This window comes from Candidatus Mycoplasma haematobovis, from assembly GCF_001645765.1.
Classification (GTDB): domain Bacteria; phylum Bacillota_I; class Bacilli_A; order Mycoplasmatales; family Mycoplasmoidaceae; genus Eperythrozoon_B; species Eperythrozoon_B haematobovis.
The window spans coordinates 25,215-41,828 of record NZ_LWUJ01000013.1; the positions used below are offsets into that span (position 1 = coordinate 25,215).

Sequence of the window (16,614 nt, forward strand, 5' to 3'; positions counted from 1 at the left end):
ATATGATTTAATAAATCTTTTAAGAGGTCTTCCATATTAAACTCCTGCCGCTAACAAAGCCAAGAATATACCAAGAATAGGAGAGAAGAAAACTGAATAATCACAAATAGTTGAGATAATCATATACTTTTTGAATACTAAATCTTCACTCCTTGGATTTCTAGCCAAAGTTGCTATTCCTTTTCCTCTAATATATCCAGAACTTATCGCAAAAACAAAAGAAAGTATGAAAACAAATACTATTCCAACTCACTTTCACTCTTCTGAACTGCTTAGAAGAACTATTGAAAACATTTTATACTACTCTACAAAATCCTCACCTTCAGGTAGCTTCTCATCCGGTGGCGCTCCTTCTGCCCGCTGGGCAAGAGCCCAATAACACATCGTTAATAACATAAATATCATTGGCTGTATAGTTCCATCTACTAAATCAAAATATATATGAAAAGGAAATAGGAATAGAGGAGCCAAATACAACCCTAAATATTCAACATTACCATGTTTAAATAATCCCTGTGTAGCATGATAAATACAGAACAATATTAAAGAACCAGCCAAAGTATTCCCCCATAATCTACAAGCCAAAGAAACTACTTTACTTAATTCACCAAGAATCTTTAGTGGATCAGGAATACCAAATATTTTTTTCTTTTTGTATTTAATTCAAAATAAGTAATCACCAAAATATCTAAATCCTCTGTTAATTATTCCAATTACTACAGTACCTAAAAAAACTACTATAGCAATCGAAGTTGGTACTACTAATGAATTACCAATAGAGTCAAATCCTATTATCGAAATAATATTTGAAAACCAAAACAGTGCCATTATGTATATGAAAAATGGCACTGCCTTATGATAGGATTTCCCTACTATTTGATAAGCATTACGCTTAATTCATTGAATTACTAAAAATATCAAGAAAGCTAACCTAGGTAAATCTCCATAGTCTTTTGCGGCTCTAATAGCGTCATAGTAATAGTTTGCAGTGAGTACTAATAGAATAGTTAGTACCAAAAGTGTAACAGCGTGCCCAGTAAAACTTCAATTGGTCTTAAAAAAATCACTACTTAGAACAGAAATTAAGTTCATTAGATCACCATTTTTAACCTTTGCCTTCTAGGGAAGAGGAATAGATGCGCAATAATCATCGTAGGGTACCAAGCTGCATAACGCAATACAGTTGCTATACTAAAAAAATACTTATCTATGTATGAGCCATTTGAGCCATTGCATCATGAACTAGCTGAACTACCAATTAACATACATATGGCAACTGCAGTTACCGGAATTAGATTAACAAAATTTGAAAAAAAATGACTCAAAAATAAAGTAATCTTTACAGATGACTTAACTTTTCTCTTCTTTTTCTTACTCTTGCTAGGTTTAGTATATTTTGCTAATCATCCTTTAGTTTCTGTATTTAAATAATCAACATTAACTGCTCTAGTAGTTAATTTGTGATGTATTCATAAAGATAATGTACTACATGCAAAACACATTAAACATGAAATAAATCTAGTAAATTTTTTACCACTACCACTACTTATAGAATCTCCTATTATGGCCGCAAACATCAATGCAAAAAAACTATAAAAAAATACCCACAAATACAATCTGTAATAACTACCTAATACCATTACTCTATGGCTGCTCTATTTCTCACCATTTCTAAATTCCTTCTTCTTTTTTCAAATTCTTTATGAGCAAAAAGAATGATATTAGTCCAGTAATAAGCCACTGTCTTAATTACTACTAATACAAATACATGTACTATTCACAATACAAGTCCTAATATCTTAGTAGTAAATGTATCTGTATGCACTAGAGATGCTTTGCCATCTCTAGTAGGAAATTGAAAGCCGAAACCATTTGTAGATCCGATAAGTATTAAAGTAAACCAACAGGCCATTAAATAATAATTAAAGGTTCATAATAACCATACAACAAGCTCATTTCTTGTAGTAATAAATGCATCATAGCTTAAGTTTTTTAAAATCTTCTGATACTTATTTAAATATTGCTTGTAGGAAATAGCAAAAGCTATTCCTCCAAAAGCCAAAAATAAACAAAACTGGTTATAGAGAGCGCTAAGAAATACCATAGATAAAGATAAGAATATTAGGAATAAAGTTAAGAAACATCCAATTAAAGAAATGAATACAGCATCTGCTATAGATTTAAAAAAATGAAAAGGCTTATTCATTTCTTAATAAATAAGTGAGCGGAATAGTAGCAAGTATAATTTTCACACTTTCTTTAGCCATCCTAACGCTTAATAGTGTAGAGTATGGCACTAAAGAATATTGTGAAGCACAGTAAGTACCATATATTAAAGATACTATTACTGCATTAAGTAATAGTACATTGAAAGCTTCTTTGTATTTAATAGCTAATAAAGAACTTATTAGTAAACTAATTAAGACAAAGAAAGGATTAAAAAAATAAATTGCTATGCAGTGTAATAACACATTAAGTCAAGCTAAAGAAGCATAATGAAAATATTTCATTATGCCCCCTAATGAACCAATTAAAGCAGGCTGTAATAAAAATAATCAAGAAAAGGAGCTTTCTCAGCTCAAAGAAATAAGATCTACTACTAACCCAGATAAGAACCCTATAGGAGTTCCATATATTCATCCTATTGCTATTAGGGGAATACTTACAAAAGATAATTTCATTTCAAATATAGGTAAATAAACGTAAAGGCAATCTAAAGCTATAGCTGAGAATAATAAGAAAACTAAGTGTTTCTGCAGAGGAAAGTGCAGATATAGCTTCCTCTGCAACATTAACTATTTAAAGTAGAAGTCTTAGAAATATCAGCTAAATGTTTTTCAAGAGTACTTTCCATTAATTTCTTATCCTCTTCTGGTTGAAAATAAAGGTAAGAAACTAAGTATATTAAACCAATAAGAATAATGATAGTTATTAGACCTATTCATAGACCTTTGTTCCATCCATCTAAATTCTTAGTAATTATTTGAGAGCCTACTCCCCCCTCTGAATTAGTAGATAAAGCAAAAGTGAAGAATAATGAAAAGAAGAATGTGTAATAGAACTCAGTTCTCTGGAAAGAATACTTTAAATTATCATTAGCAAAAGTCTTCCTAGAATAGTGCAATCCAAATAAGAAATAAATTACTGCCAAAGAAGACACAATTATTAATTGTGCTTTATCTTGTGCTCCTGTAAGAGCGCAAGATACTAATAAAGTTAAAGCAGTAATAGCTCCAAAAAATAATAAATAACTAAGTATTATTTTGATTATTACATTCCTCTTCGGCTTTGTTTTGTATATGTAAATAGCTCCACTCCTAATATCCTCCTTTAATCTCTCTCAAGCATGACTTCTTAGTATTAAATCATCTACTACTTTACCTACTGGAGCATTAACATCTAAAGTATTAAAGAAGTTTTTGTATACTACTGTAGCATTAGGCTTCTCTTCATAAGGCTCTTTAGCTAACTCTTCTTCAGAAAGATTATCTAAATCAAGATCACATACATTCTGTACACATATTCTTAAATAATTAACATAGTCATTTAACTCTTCATCACTATTAATTTCATACTTCTCATTAACTATCTTTGCTTCGTTAGCAAAGTAATTCTCTTTGTACTTATCAAATAGTGCATAAACCTCTGAACTACTCTTATTACTCTTATTAGCTATTCAAATTAATAGTGAAAAAGAACTCTCTATTGCATCTTTAAGAGCTGCTCTAGTACTTTCACTTGCAAAGAATTTACGTCCAAGTACTAATTGATCTAAATATTTAAATAAACGAACATATGCTCTAGCGTACATTATTCCTCCAGTTCTAAATTCTTTTTAATTAAAAAAAATTTAAGCAAACTTAGATTAGTATTGAAAGAATACTTAAGACTTATGAGTAAAGAATATAGCTCAATAATAAAGTCCTTATACCACTCTAAGATCTTACTGCCTCTCATATCATAAATTCTTTCATAAGTCTTTAAGAAATATTCTTTAGTTCCTAATTTAAGTGCTATTTCTTCCAAACTATATCCCTTTATTTTCAATTCTAAATAAGACTTAAAATCAAGTAATTTATGTGCAAATGGATGAATAAACTTCTTAATTTCATCATCTTGTAATTTATTTAAGAATAGCATTCACTCATAATCTTTACCACTTAAATAAACAGCAAAGAAATTGTAGTAATTTAAATCTTCTCTAGGATCTTTCAATAAAGTCTCTATATTCTCTTGATTTATTTCTCCTAATAAAGAAAGATTAAATACAAAATCTCTTATTACTGAAGCGCTAGGAGGCAACTTATCTTTAATATATTTAAGTTGCTCTTTAGGCAACTTAACTAAATGCTTCTTTAACTTACTATCTATATATCCTCTCTTAGTTTTCTCAGTTAATTTAACTACTTTGAAGTCTTTATTATGAAATAACTCTTTAAATGAATTGTTTAAATAGATTTCTGTATCTACTTTATGAAGAAATAATACATTTAAATTCTCGTGCTTTATAGAGCGCAAAAAGTTCTCTAATTTAATACAAGACTCAACAAAATCTTCGATAATATAATTCTGATCATCATTAAATAAATCTACTTGTAATAAGAATATATTTAATTCTTCAATAGTAGGTCTCCTAATACTTCTTGCTTTAGGAAATACTTTCTTAAACTCTTCTGCTTTATCATCTAATAAGCCTAAATCTGAAGAGTAATAGAACTGTAACACTATTTATTTCTCCTTAAGTTTATTACTATAGCAGTAGTAAATAATAAGAGAGCTATAGTACTTGCTTCATAACTTCAAGAAATGTTAAGAGAAGCTTTATTTAAATAAGAATGCTTTAATAAGAAATAAAATAGGTCAATTAATTTACTATTTAAAGTAGCAAGAAATAGTAAAGGAAAAGTTAAGAAGAAATAAATAAAGAATAATGTTACTATAGGCGAGAAAATAATTAAGTTAATAAAGGATAATAAATAAAGCTTATTAGTTCAAGGAAGAGTTATTAAAGAGCTGTAAATAAAGATAAGAATAAAGCATTTTTGTGCTTTATGTTTACCCTCTACTAGCATTAATAATAGAGTAATAATAAAGCTTAATAAGAAAGAATAATTTGTATATATTCCAAAATTAAAGAGAGGAACTAATATAGTAGCTAAACTTCAATTCTTTAATTTTGATTTAGTATTAAGAAAAGTAGTAAGTATTACTCTTAAACAAGGAATAGAAAAATTAGTGAAACACCATCAAATAATAAGTACTATAGGCGTTACTATTTTAGAAGCTTTTTCCTTCTTAAATAGTAAGTAATAAAGTACTTTCTTAATTAATACAAAGTGTAATCCACTTATGCAAATTAAGTGGGCTATACCTAATTCTTTAAAACTTTCATATGTATCTGACTCTTTCTTACCTGAATTAAAGAGTAGTAGGGCTATAAAAGAAGCATCTCTTTCTGAATAATATTTTCTTAAGAAATTATTTAAAGGCTTATGAAAGTCAAATAAATAATTAAAGTAAGTGTTAGGACACTTTAATGGCTGTAAATAAGCTAATGCAGTACCTATTAAAGTAGCTCATAATATTACTTCCCCTTTAATTTTGAATAAATGTATATAGAGAACTAAAGGAATTAAGAATATTAAAGAGTAATAAGAATTAAAGCATCAAACAATGAAAATTAAATTTAAAGCAAAGAATAAATAAGACTTGTCTTGCTCTCACTCCTTCTGCCTTTCTTCATAACTAAGCACATAGCTTTAATTATGAAAAAATTAAGTAATGGCTACTAACTTAGCTGTTTGCGAAATTTGCGAAAGATCAAAAAATCATTTATGAATAAAGCTATATAGTTTTGGTCTTTTGCTCTCTAATTTAGTAAATAATTTCTTCCTAGAAAGTCTTGGTATATTAGCCCTTCACTTTTCTCCGAAGTAAGAATCAGTTCTATATAGATTATGGTAAATATAGACAAAGAAAGCTATGCTATGAAAAATATAGCTTGGAAGTGTAATAGCTTTAAAGAAATTCATTTTTTGTTCTTCGTCTGTAGTGGCTGGTATTCTTCATAGTCAGCTATAGAAATGCTCTAGCTTTAATATGAAAGTATCAAAGATAGAGTAAATAAAGAAACAAGTATTAAAGAACATAGCTCCCATAAAGAATATGAATAAACAGTTATGAAAGAAATAGCTGTATTCTCTAAAGTCCTTTAAGAACCTGTAAGTAATAATTACTGCTCTTTCTTTGAAGGAATCTCTTAAGAAAATAAAGATACATGTAAATAAGCAAGGAAATATTAAGAATCAAAGAACTACAAAAAATCTAATTCAATATATATCTGAGTTGTAAGGAACAGTATTATTGGCCATAAAGGGTAGTGTAAGAAGTAAGTTCATTTTCATATTTAGTAATCTTTTCTTGTACTTCTTTTCTTAAATGTTCAGGAGCTTTAGCTAAAGTAATAAGTCTATTTTTTAAGAACTTTAATTCTTCATTAAGTTTAGCTTTGACTTGAACTATATATTTCTCATATTTAAGTACTTTTTCTTCTGGTAAAAAAAGTTCCACCATTACATCCTCAATAAAAAAAGTTAAAGTTCTTTCTTTACTTCTCTCTTTAGCTACTTCAATAAGCTCATGATTAAGTAGCTTTAAGTAATCTAGTAACTCTTCACTATATTCCTTTTCTGTAACTAATCTAGTATTTATTCTTAAATCTCAATCCAACTCTAACTGCTTCTTAATAGAAATGTAAGTATTTAAATATTTAAAAAATCACTCCATATTTAGAGGCTTCTTAGTGGGAGTAATTACAGGTAGCTTAATAGGAATGTTAAAGCTGGGAATTAAAGGATTTAGTAATAATAGGAGTCTATTTCAAGCATAAAATAAAAAGCCCTTAGTATTTTCAAAGCTATTGCTTTTCTTAATTAATTTAAATAGCTCTAAATACTTATTACAGAACTCATCTCAAGCAAAAGAAATAACTCTTTCTGTTAAGAAAGCAAAATTTAGATTATTGTAATGCCGCTTTATTTCTTGCTCTACTTCTTGAAGTTTAAAGAGTAATCACTCTTCTGCTGAATTTAATGCTTTAAAGGCTTCTTGAGTACTCTCAGAAGCTACAAAAATACTAGCATTCTTTAATTTGTGCACGAATTTAGAGTAGTAATCTAATTTATTCTTAGAAAAAGCTATATTGTTTTCCTGATGTGTATTTCCTAAAAAAAAGAGTCTTATTGCTTCCAATCCATATTCTTTCTTAAGCTCTAAAGGATCAATACCATTATTAAGAGATTTAGACATTTTTCTATGTTGAGAATCGAGTACTAAACCATGTAAATAAATATTCTTAAAGGGTAGTTTGTGCTCTAAGTAATAAGTCATAAAGACCATTCTTGATATTCAGAAGAGTAAGATATCTCTTCCTGAAACTAAGAGAGAAATAGGGAATAACTCTTCTTTTTTTGCAAATACTATTAAAGGTCAAAGGGAAGAAGAAAATCAAGTATCTAATACATCTTCTGAAGGAAGAGCATCTTTAAATCTATCTAAAGAATGCTCTTCATCTTTAATTCAAACAGGTATCTTTATTCCTCAATCTAACTGTCTAGAAATACATCAATCTTCCATATTTTCTAAATACTCAACTAATCTCTCCTCACTACTAACTTTCATCTCTTCTTTGTGCTTTTTTCAATAAATAAGAGCTTCTTTTGCTAAGGGAGCTGCTTTAAGAAATCATTGCTTAGAGAGTAAGGGCTCTATTTTGGCCCCACTCCTCTCTGAATAAGAAATATTAGTTGTATACTCTTCCCACTCTACTTCCTTCTCTATTACTTTCCTTACTTCTTCTTTTCTTAGCCCTTCATATCTCCCTAATAATAGTATTCCTTCTTCTCCATAAGCTTTAATTAAAGGCAAAGAATATTTCTTTCCTAATTTTCAATCATTAAAGTCATGAGCCGGAGTACATTTCATTGCTCCAGTACCAAACTCTTTATCTACATAGAAGTCGCTTAATATAGGGATATATCTTTCTGTAAAGGGTACTTTAACTCTCTTTCCTATTAAATCTTGATATCTCTCATCATCAGGGTGTACAAAAAGCGCTACATCTGCAAATATAGTTTCAGGTCTAGTAGTAGCTACAGTAAGGTAATTACTAGTACCCTCTATTAAGTATTTAAGACTATATAGCTTTGCTTTTTCACTCTTGTAAATTACTTCAATATCTGAAATAGCTGTCTTTAATACAGGATCTCAATTAACTAATCTCTCATCTCTATAAATAAAGCCCTCTTGATAAAGCTTCTTAAATACTTCAAGAACTAATTTTTTTGATTCTGCATCTAAAGTAAATCTTTCATCTTCAAAAGGTAAATCAAACTCTAATTCTCTATATTGCTCTCTTATTTTTTGAGCATGTATCTCTTTCCATTCTCATAGCTTAGTTTGAAATTCCTCTTTAGTAAGACTACTTTTTTGAATACCCTGTTTCTTTAATTCTGATTCTACTTTAGTTTGCAAAGAAATACCAGCATGATCTAAACCATAACCCCAATATACTTCTTTACCTTCCTGTTTATTAAATCGTACTAATACATCTTGAAGAATAGCATTTCACATATGTCCTAAATGTAAAATGCCTGTTAAATTAGGGGGGGGAAGTAGTGCCGAAAAATATTTCATTAAATTCAACTCTTTATTTTCTTAAGCAGCTGTAATACATTGACTCCTTTCTTGCCGCTAACTAATAAGAGCTTATCTTCAGGTAAATTGGTTGCCTTTAAGACATCTGCTTTAATTTTTTCTCTCTGAGCATTGGATAACTTATCTACTTTATTAAGTAGTAATAAATAGTTATCAAAACGGGTGGATAAATAATTCTTAATTTCTAAATCTTGTTCCGATAAGCCATGCGGAGAACATAAATGTAATACGCCTATTAAATTGGGTCTTTCTATTAAATAATCATTAATTATCTTTAAGAGCTTATCTTCTTTACTATGCTTATCATAACCATAACCAGGCGTATCAGTTAAGTAAAAAGAATTAAAGTCATAGAAATTAATTGTTCTTGTTTTTCCTTGTTGTTTTGAAGTTTTTGCTATTTTCTCTTTAGCTAATGCATTAATTAAAGTAGATTTACCTGCATTTGAAGCCCCTGCCAATGAGAATTCTGGTAAATTGGAGGGGGGGTAATGCTTAGGATTAATAGCACTAGTAATAAATCTAGCCATTACGCCTCAAGTTATTCATAATTTGAAGCATTTGCTTTTCGGATAATGTTCTTCCTGCTTGCCTATATAATTCTCTTATTTGATGTTCACTAATGGGTGGATTATCAGTCATTTGCTTACGACAATATTTAATAGCTAATATTCAACCAGCTAAAAAACCAATTACTAAACAAAAAGGTATTACAATGGCTAAGTACCACATTTTAAAAATGGCAGGAGTGGCAGGACTCGAACCCGCAGCATATAGTTTTGGAGACTATCGTTCTGCCAATTGAACTACACTCCTAGAATAAAATTGTATTTTTTATTGCCTTGCCAAAAATAAATAATTATTTAATTGAAGAATTTAAGAAAGCATTAAAGGCTTTAGATTATCAAGAAGAAGAGAATATATTTTTTGAATTTCCTAAGAATATCTCTTTTGGCGACTTATCTACTAATATAGCTTGTCAAATTAGTTCTAAAGTAAAAAAAGCTCCTAAAGAAATAGCAGAAATAATAGTAAAGAAATTAGGAAAGCTTAAATACATCCAAGAAATAAGAGCAGAAAAAAATGGATTTATTAATTTATTTTTTAATACTGAAGCCTTTAAAGAATACTATGCAGAAGTATTAAGTAACAAAGAACATCTTTACAAAAAAGAACCAAACAATATTTGATGTTTTGTTGAAATTGTTTCTGCTAATCCTACTGGATTATTACATATAGGACATGCAAGAAATGGTATTTTTTGTGATACTTTAGCTAATTTATTAGAGTATGGTGGCTACTATGTTCATAGAGAATACTTGATTAATGATATGGGAAATCAAATTAAAGAACTTATTTCATCCGTTTGAAATAAGTACAAAGCAAAGATTATTGGTACTTATTATTCTGTTGAAAATATGAATCTCAAATATGATTCTCCTGAAATAGATGAATGTGCAACTTATTTAATCTCTAAACATCAAAATAAATGACTTCAAGATAATGATATCTTTAAATCTAAACTATATTCAGAACTAGAGTCAGAAGTAATTAAGTACTTCTTAAATGAAATAGAGAAAGATTTAAATGCTTATCAAATAGGTGTTAATGTTTGGAAATCAGAGCGTAGTTTTGTTAATGATAGTACTATAGATGATTTGTTAAATTCTCTAAGAGAACACATAAATCTTAAAGATGGGGCTGTTTGATTTAGGGCAGGAGACTTCTTAGAGAACTGTAAAGATGAAGTATTAGTTAAGAAAGATGGTTTACATACTTATTTCTGTCAAGACTTAATTTATCACTTACATAAATTAAGAATGATTGGTGAAAAAGGAAAAATAATTAATGTATTAGGGGCAGATCATTATGGACATGTGGATAGACTTAAATCTTTTCTTGTATTTCTAGAGAGAGAAGAACAAGTTAAATTCATATGTATGCAATTAGTTAAATTAATTGAGCATAGTACTGCAGTAAAGATATCAAAAAGAGATTCAAAAATTATTTATTTAAGAAGTCTTTCTGAATTTATGAGTTATGAAGAAGTAAGATGATTCTTAATATCTCAGCATACTGATAGTCCTTTAGAGATAGAACTAAAAAAATTAAAAATGCAGGACTACAATAATCCTGCTTATTATGTACTTTATGCTTATTCTAGAATATCTCAGCTATTAAGAAAGCATGGTGTTCCCAAAGATTATTCTGAAAATATAACTTTTGATACTATTAAAGAAGGAAAAGAGAAAGAGTTGCTAAATACGTTGCTAGCATGAGAAATGACTTTAAATAGCGCTATAGAGACGCTTTCTCCTCACAAAATTCCTCAATATCTTTACAAATTAGCTAAAGAATTTCACTCTTATTATGAAGAAACTCAATTATTAAATAAAGAAAAAGGTACTTGACTAAATGATAGATTAGCTATTCTGAATGCTGTTCAGTACACCATTAAAAGCGGCTTAAGCATCATGAAAATAACTCCAAAAAGTGTCCTCTAGTTGGGAAAAATCTTGTTATGCTTCTGATGAATCAGGTAAAGGAGACTTTTATGGAGGGCCAGTAGTAGCTGTTGTTTATTTAAATAAAGAGATACTAAAGAAATTAGAGAAAGAAGAGTTTTTTGATCAAATAAGAGATTCAAAGAAGTGTACAGATAATTGAATTTACAAATGTACACCTCAAATAATGAATGTATTAGGTCAAAACTTTGAATACTCTATTACTAATCCTAAAGAATACAACGAACTATATTCCAAATACCAAAATATGAATGTAATCTTTAGCTTACTACATAATGATGTTCATTTGAAGCTTAAGAATAAATTAAAGGAAGAAGAATTTAGAGTTATGGATGGATGAACTACTTTAGATAAGCATTACGAATATTTAAAGAATTTAAATATTGAACCACTTAAAGTAGATGATATGTGTTGCAGAGCTGAAGAAAAATATTTAGCTTGTGCTTTAGCCTCCATAATTGCTAGATATTATTACTTAAAACAAATGGATGAAATGAGTGTTAAATACTCCACAAGAATTCCTTTAGGTAATGCTTATTCTGGTAGACATTCAGTAATAACTGCCTTTAAAGCATTAAGAAAGAGAGATAATCCAGAAGAGTTTTGCAAAACTAATTTCAAGACTATTGAAATAATAGGTGAATTTATTGGAGAGAATAATGTTGGAAGAAAATGTGAATTGTGTAACAGAGAGTTAATATATAGACTATCCAAAAAAACAGGAAAGCAATTTATTGGTTGTTCTGGCTTTCCTCTTTGTAAATATGCTGAAAATATAATTAATAAAGGAGATTTGTTAGAAGAGAAGTGTCCTGAATGCTCTTCTCAACTAACTAAGAAATTTAATAGTAAGAATGAACCATTTATCGGTTGTTCTGCCTATCCTAAGTGTAAGTACATAAAAAACTCTTAATAAAATTAATAATAGTGTCCAAAATATTTAAATTATTCTACAATTCAGAAGATAATTGAAAGAAAGCGTCTAAGAGAGTAATTTGGCTTTGATTAGGTCAAATAGCTTTTTGAATAGCTGCCGTTACTTGTTTAAGTACAACAGCGTCAAATGGAGGTACTGAAAAAGCTGGTTTTATATCTACTGCTACTGTTTCTGTTATCTTAAAGGTATTTCTTATAGTTGCTAATATACTTATTAACTTTAACTACTTTAAATGTGTTAAGAAAGAGAAATCTTTAGGTATAACGCAAACAGTACAGGGCCAAAAACAATTACTATGAATTGATTTATTCTGTTGCTTTACTCCATTAGCAATATTAACTAAGTTCTTTTTCTGAAAAACTTACAGAAAAATGCCAAGAAAATAAATTTAAATGCATAACTTAAAAAATCGTACTGGACAGTACTGGACAAGGCCGTTAGTGTTTGTTCCCGTATAGTAAAGTTCTGAGTTTTTCAGGCTTTATTAATTATTGTTGCAATAGTTATTGCTGGTTCTGGTGGAATTCTACTAATAATACCAATGATAATAATATGTTTTATCATTAATGTCTGCTTATCTTTGAGTTTATTATTAAATGGTGGAGAAGATTATTTTGTTCGAAGACAAAGGAGAATATTGCTTGCTGTTTGAGCTATAGAATTTTTTTTAGGTATTACGTTAATTATTCCTTTAATTGCTAAATACTTTTTTTACAAAGGATACAAAGAGTTATCAGAGGTAGTAGTAACAAGAAATCATGAAATATTACAGAATAATGGTCGAAAATCTAAAGGTGGTAGTTTAATAATGGCAATTATCTTAATAATATTAGCTTTTTTATTTTTTATAATATTATTGGCAGGAGTGGGGGCTGGTTATTATTTAAGATAATTAAAATTTTTGCGATCTTTAATTAAGTCTAGCTTTAACATTACCTTTTCTAATAATCTCAACCATATCAACACAGTACCTAGGATCTATTTCAAGTAGTTCAATAGTTTTTTCAACAAACTCATCAATAGCTCCTAATTTCTTTAAACTCTTCTTAAGATTTTCTCTTTTTTCATACAACATTTCTTTACTCTTGACATAATTATCAACCATTTCTAGACTTCTTATTATTTCTTGAACAAGAGCAATAGTTCTTAGAATTCTAATTAATTTAGGGCGTTCTTCAGGCTTAAATGCACTAAGCTTCCAATACTTAATAAACTCTATTGAAAACATCTTTGGTCTCTTATTTGCGTTCGTTGGCTTAACTTCAAAAGTCTTTACCATAATTGTTGAAAACTTAACGCTCTTTTTAAGTAATTTAAATGTGGAATTAATAAATGCATCAGTAGCTCCTATTTCTCTTAATTTATTCTTCAATTCTTCTTGTTGTGCTAATAATTTTGAATATTCTTCGTGATTTCTATTCTTTTCACATTCATTTAAAGCTTTCTGAATTTCAGCAGCCTTCTTAATATACTGAATAACTCTAGAACGATCTTTAGCTTTAATCATACTACCAAATAGTTAAGTTATTTACTATAGTTTTAGTTACTCTATTATAGAAAGGATTATTTGATGACTTCTTAATTAGGAATAATAAGAATTTGTAACTTACTCGTTTAACTTGAGGAATATCTAAAAAGCTTATAGGTAATCTATATTTCTTAATATGTAGAATAAGTTTGTATACAAAACCTTCTACCGAATGAGAACCATAAAGACTATTTCCTAACTCTATAGCTCTTTCTCTAAATTCAACATTACTTTGAGATAATACCTCTAAGAAATTAGGTAAAAATAGAGCTAATCCATCACACTTTTTAGAATTAACTAAATAAGAGAGAGAGGCCTCTAATTTATATCAAATTCAAATATCTGGTATATCTACAAAGCTACTACCATCCATAGTAGAAGCTATTATTTCAAGTATTTTAAATTTATCATAAGTATTTAGTTTATTTCCAAAATCAAAATAAGCTAAATATCAATCAATAGTCTTAATATTATGTACTATAGAGGCTTTAACTTTAGCATCAATAGAAAAATCAAAGAAATTAAGTATTAATCTAAAGAATGTTTCATGAAGTATTTCTCATACTTTAGTATTATCTAATTCTTCAAATAAATCTACACAGTAAAATACAGCATCTGCGTCCTCTATTGGATTATTTAAGAAAATAGTATCTCCAAAGTAATCTAAATTAGGGAATAATATATTATTTTTAAGGGCAGACTTAGAATTTATTTTAGGATCTGGCACTACTAGAGTAGGAATACTTATTAGTAAGTAATTAGGAGCTAAGAAAGATTTGAATAATCTTGTCTTATGTAGTCTTATTAAGTGAGGTTTAACTAATTTAGGAAGTACTATCTTAGCTAAATCTACAGTAGATAAAGAGCCTACCGTAATAATAGCATTAACTTCATGATCATTAGCATATTCAGAAATTCTAAATACTAATTTACGATCTAAATTAGGCTGTACATTAGTGTACTCTATGAATGGTATATTATGCTTCTTTAGTATTTCAATTACCCTTCTGTAGAATTGTAAATTTCTAGTGTAAGCTCCATCTGTAATTAATAATACACATCTAATATTAGATTTAATTATTAAGTCTTCGAAGTCTCCATCTGTAATTGAATTTTGAATAAATACATTATTTAGTTTTGTTCTTTCTAGACTTGCTGGTTTATCTTGGTTAAACTCTTTAAGAGCTTGTTCTAATCTACTTTTCTTATTCTCAGGAGTACTTAATACTTTTTTTAAATCAAGATTATTTAAATCTATTGGATCATTAATATGCAAATGAGAACCTGGGCTTACAATTATATTTCTTAATAAAGAGGGATGTAAATTACTATCTACTGTAATATCTGTTCTTATGTCTGTATAGTGCTTTAAGATCTCCTTATTATCCTTAAGATTTTCATCAGAAATCTTAGTTAAATCTTCAAGTGTAAATTTCTTATTCATGTATTATGGATTCAGATTTAAGATAATTAATTGTAGCTGTTTCTATATTTGATCTATATTTAGCTGGTATATTAAGTATTCTAGAAGCTCTAAATCTTCAATACTTTTCGAATAGCGGTATTTGGTTTTCTCTGAAGGATAGCTTTCCAAAAATTAATTCTTCTTCTGAATAGTGATCCATATTAATTTCTCTAGAGAGCAAAAGAGTTAAGTATTGTAACTCTCCATCATCTATATATTTTTCTTTCTCTATATTAAAAAAGTGAGCTACAGCTCATTTTCTTAAAGAGTAATAATCAGTATGACTTAAGAATATTAATTTGGTAATATTATCTGGTAAATTCTCTAATATTTTTAGTATTTGAGCAGAACCCATTCCTGCTATTACAGCCACTGCATCGTGAGGTATATTATTTAAGTTCTTAAAGCCATCATTATTTGCAAAAGTAGCATGCTCTTCTAGACCAAAACGCCCATATATTTTCTTACTATTCTCTAATGCTTCTTTAGATAAATCAATATTTAGTACTTTATTAATTTTTTGCTGCTTAAGAAGTTCAAGCCCTAAATAGCCATGGTCTGAACCTACATCTATTAAATAATTTGAAGTAGGAAAGATAGATACTATGCCCGATATACGTGCATGCATTAAACTAATTTCTTAAATCATTCAACTACATAAACTTCATTAATTTGTTGATTTAATTCCTTTCTTTCTGGATATCTTAAATATACTCCTTTCTTATTCTCTACATCTACTGAAACAAAAGGCAAAACATCATCATCTTTAAGAGCATTGACTATAGGTAAGTGGTGACATTTAGGCTTTATTGATATTTCATCATTGATATTTACTAAAGCTGAAGGAATATTTACTTTCTTACCATTAACTAATACATGTCCATGAGATACCAATTGCCTTGCTGCTCTTCTTGTAGGAGCAAAGTTCATTCTATACACAACATTATCTAGTCTTCTCTCTAGAAGAATTAACAAATTGTAAGCCAAAGAACCCTCTATTTTTCTTGCTTGTTTAAAGAATCTTCGTAACTGAGTATCATGTATTCCATACATAAATACTATTTTTTGCTTCTCTCTTAACTGCTCACCATAAATGGACAGTTTCCTTCTGTCTGCTGTAGCTCCATGTTGACCAGGGGGAGTAGTTCTTTGCTTTCACTTATTAAACTCTCTATTATTTTCAAGTAAAGAAATACCTAATTTTCTTGATTTCTTAAAAATTGAACCAGTAAAGCGTGACACTATCTAATTAATCCTTTTTTCTTCAAAGTTCTTAATTGTTTTACTGAAGCAGTTATTTTTACTTTTTTTCCTTCTTTATTTATTACACTAACAGTTTGAACATTAAAGTGTCAATCTCTTTTAGTAATATTAAGAGCCTTTGACCTACTATTACCTGTTCTAGAAACTTTACCTGTAAATCTATCTTTTCTTGACATTATTT

General features: G+C 28.6%; 21 protein-coding genes and 1 tRNA gene. 4 read left to right on the top strand and 18 right to left on the bottom strand.

Annotation, left to right across the window (positions count from 1 at the left end; genetic code table 4):
* Nucleotides 1-36: 36 nt before the first annotated feature.
* The 13 genes from A6V39_RS05115 to A6V39_RS05175 all read right to left on the bottom strand — a co-directional run bounded on the left by A6V39_RS05115 (nucleotide 37) and on the right by A6V39_RS05175 (nucleotide 9,531).
* The gene (locus A6V39_RS05115; protein WP_187150595.1) at nucleotides 37-294 is read right to left on the bottom strand and encodes an ATP synthase subunit c family protein; all 258 of its coding nucleotides are present in this window, start codon (nucleotides 292-294) and stop codon (nucleotides 37-39) included.
* Between the two features lie 6 nt (nucleotides 295-300).
* Complete coding sequence (locus A6V39_RS05120; RefSeq protein WP_187150596.1) at nucleotides 301-1,017, bottom strand: FoF1 ATP synthase subunit A; 717 nt, start codon at nucleotides 1,015-1,017, stop codon at nucleotides 301-303.
* Nucleotides 1,018-1,091: 74 nt separating this feature from the next.
* Nucleotides 1,092-1,577, bottom strand: a complete 486-nt coding sequence (locus A6V39_RS05125) for a hypothetical protein (protein WP_187150597.1) — start codon at nucleotides 1,575-1,577, stop codon at nucleotides 1,092-1,094.
* 62 nt (nucleotides 1,578-1,639) lie between these two features.
* Nucleotides 1,640-2,206, bottom strand: a complete 567-nt coding sequence (locus A6V39_RS05130; protein WP_187150598.1) for a hypothetical protein — start codon at nucleotides 2,204-2,206, stop codon at nucleotides 1,640-1,642.
* Complete coding sequence (locus A6V39_RS05135; RefSeq protein ID WP_187150599.1) at nucleotides 2,199-2,792, bottom strand: hypothetical protein; 594 nt, start codon at nucleotides 2,790-2,792, stop codon at nucleotides 2,199-2,201. Before A6V39_RS05135 ends, A6V39_RS05130 begins: the two co-directional genes overlap by 8 nt.
* Entirely contained in the window at nucleotides 2,792-3,811 is a 1,020-nt protein-coding gene (locus A6V39_RS05140; protein ID WP_187150600.1) for a hypothetical protein, read from the bottom strand. Before A6V39_RS05140 ends, A6V39_RS05135 begins: the two co-directional genes overlap by 1 nt.
* Nucleotides 3,811-4,725, bottom strand: coding sequence for a hypothetical protein (locus tag A6V39_RS05145; protein WP_187150601.1), 915 nt, complete (start codon nucleotides 4,723-4,725; stop codon nucleotides 3,811-3,813). The genes A6V39_RS05140 and A6V39_RS05145 overlap by 1 nt, the downstream gene beginning before the upstream one ends.
* Nucleotides 4,725-5,753, bottom strand: a complete 1,029-nt coding sequence (locus A6V39_RS05150) for a ComEC/Rec2 family competence protein (RefSeq protein WP_187150602.1) — start codon at nucleotides 5,751-5,753, stop codon at nucleotides 4,725-4,727. The genes A6V39_RS05145 and A6V39_RS05150 overlap by 1 nt, the downstream gene beginning before the upstream one ends.
* Nucleotides 5,754-5,774: 21 nt before the next feature.
* Entirely contained in the window at nucleotides 5,775-6,371 is a 597-nt protein-coding gene (locus tag A6V39_RS05155) for a hypothetical protein (protein ID WP_187150603.1), read from the bottom strand.
* Nucleotides 6,361-8,694, bottom strand: coding sequence for a valine--tRNA ligase (valS, locus tag A6V39_RS05160; RefSeq protein WP_187150604.1), 2,334 nt, complete (start codon nucleotides 8,692-8,694; stop codon nucleotides 6,361-6,363). The genes A6V39_RS05155 and valS overlap by 11 nt, the downstream gene beginning before the upstream one ends.
* Nucleotides 8,694-9,245: a ribosome biogenesis GTP-binding protein YihA/YsxC gene (gene yihA, locus A6V39_RS05165; protein ID WP_187150605.1), complete on the bottom strand. Its 552-nt coding sequence runs from the start codon at nucleotides 9,243-9,245 to the stop codon at nucleotides 8,694-8,696. The genes valS and yihA overlap by 1 nt, the downstream gene beginning before the upstream one ends.
* Nucleotides 9,238-9,447 (bottom strand): YneF family protein, encoded by a 210-nt coding sequence (locus tag A6V39_RS05170; protein ID WP_187150606.1) that lies wholly within the window; start codon nucleotides 9,445-9,447, stop codon nucleotides 9,238-9,240. Before A6V39_RS05170 ends, yihA begins: the two co-directional genes overlap by 8 nt.
* Nucleotides 9,448-9,455: 8 nt before the next feature.
* Nucleotides 9,456-9,531, bottom strand: a tRNA-Trp gene (locus A6V39_RS05175).
* Nucleotides 9,532-9,557: 26 nt separating this feature from the next.
* Here A6V39_RS05175 and argS point away from each other — a divergent pair.
* The 4 genes from argS (at nucleotide 9,558) to A6V39_RS05195 (ending at nucleotide 13,069) form a co-directional block, all read left to right on the top strand.
* Nucleotides 9,558-11,219, top strand: coding sequence for an arginine--tRNA ligase (gene argS / locus A6V39_RS05180; RefSeq protein WP_187150607.1), 1,662 nt, complete (start codon nucleotides 9,558-9,560; stop codon nucleotides 11,217-11,219).
* Nucleotides 11,209-12,153, top strand: coding sequence for a ribonuclease HIII (locus tag A6V39_RS05185; RefSeq protein ID WP_187150608.1), 945 nt, complete (start codon nucleotides 11,209-11,211; stop codon nucleotides 12,151-12,153). Before argS ends, A6V39_RS05185 begins: the two co-directional genes overlap by 11 nt.
* Before the next feature lie 14 nt (nucleotides 12,154-12,167).
* Entirely contained in the window at nucleotides 12,168-12,563 is a 396-nt protein-coding gene (locus A6V39_RS05190) for a hypothetical protein (protein ID WP_187150609.1), read from the top strand.
* A 194-nt stretch (nucleotides 12,564-12,757) separates the two neighbouring features.
* A complete protein-coding gene (locus A6V39_RS05195; RefSeq protein ID WP_187150610.1) occupies nucleotides 12,758-13,069 on the top strand; it encodes a hypothetical protein in 312 nt (103 codons plus the stop codon).
* Nucleotides 13,070-13,087: 18 nt separating this feature from the next.
* On the opposite strand, the gene A6V39_RS05200 is transcribed toward A6V39_RS05195, so the two are convergent.
* From A6V39_RS05200 to A6V39_RS05220, 5 genes are read right to left on the bottom strand one after another with little or no spacing between them, the layout of a single operon-like run.
* Nucleotides 13,088-13,684: a hypothetical protein gene (locus tag A6V39_RS05200; RefSeq protein WP_187150611.1), complete on the bottom strand. Its 597-nt coding sequence runs from the start codon at nucleotides 13,682-13,684 to the stop codon at nucleotides 13,088-13,090.
* A gap of 1 nt (nucleotide 13,685) precedes the next feature.
* Nucleotides 13,686-15,149 (bottom strand): iron-containing alcohol dehydrogenase, encoded by a 1,464-nt coding sequence (locus A6V39_RS05205; RefSeq protein WP_187150612.1) that lies wholly within the window; start codon nucleotides 15,147-15,149, stop codon nucleotides 13,686-13,688.
* Nucleotides 15,142-15,798 carry a tRNA (adenine(22)-N(1))-methyltransferase TrmK gene (locus A6V39_RS05210; RefSeq protein WP_187150613.1) on the bottom strand — a complete coding sequence of 219 codons (657 nt, stop codon included), beginning with the start codon at nucleotides 15,796-15,798 and terminating at the stop codon, nucleotides 15,142-15,144. Before A6V39_RS05210 ends, A6V39_RS05205 begins: the two co-directional genes overlap by 8 nt.
* The gene (rpsD, locus tag A6V39_RS05215) at nucleotides 15,798-16,412 is read right to left on the bottom strand and encodes a 30S ribosomal protein S4 (RefSeq protein WP_187150614.1); all 615 of its coding nucleotides are present in this window, start codon (nucleotides 16,410-16,412) and stop codon (nucleotides 15,798-15,800) included. Before rpsD ends, A6V39_RS05210 begins: the two co-directional genes overlap by 1 nt.
* Nucleotides 16,412-16,609 (bottom strand): large ribosomal subunit protein bL28, encoded by a 198-nt coding sequence (locus tag A6V39_RS05220; RefSeq protein ID WP_187150615.1) that lies wholly within the window; start codon nucleotides 16,607-16,609, stop codon nucleotides 16,412-16,414. The genes rpsD and A6V39_RS05220 overlap by 1 nt, the downstream gene beginning before the upstream one ends.
* Nucleotides 16,610-16,614 lie beyond the last annotated feature (5 nt).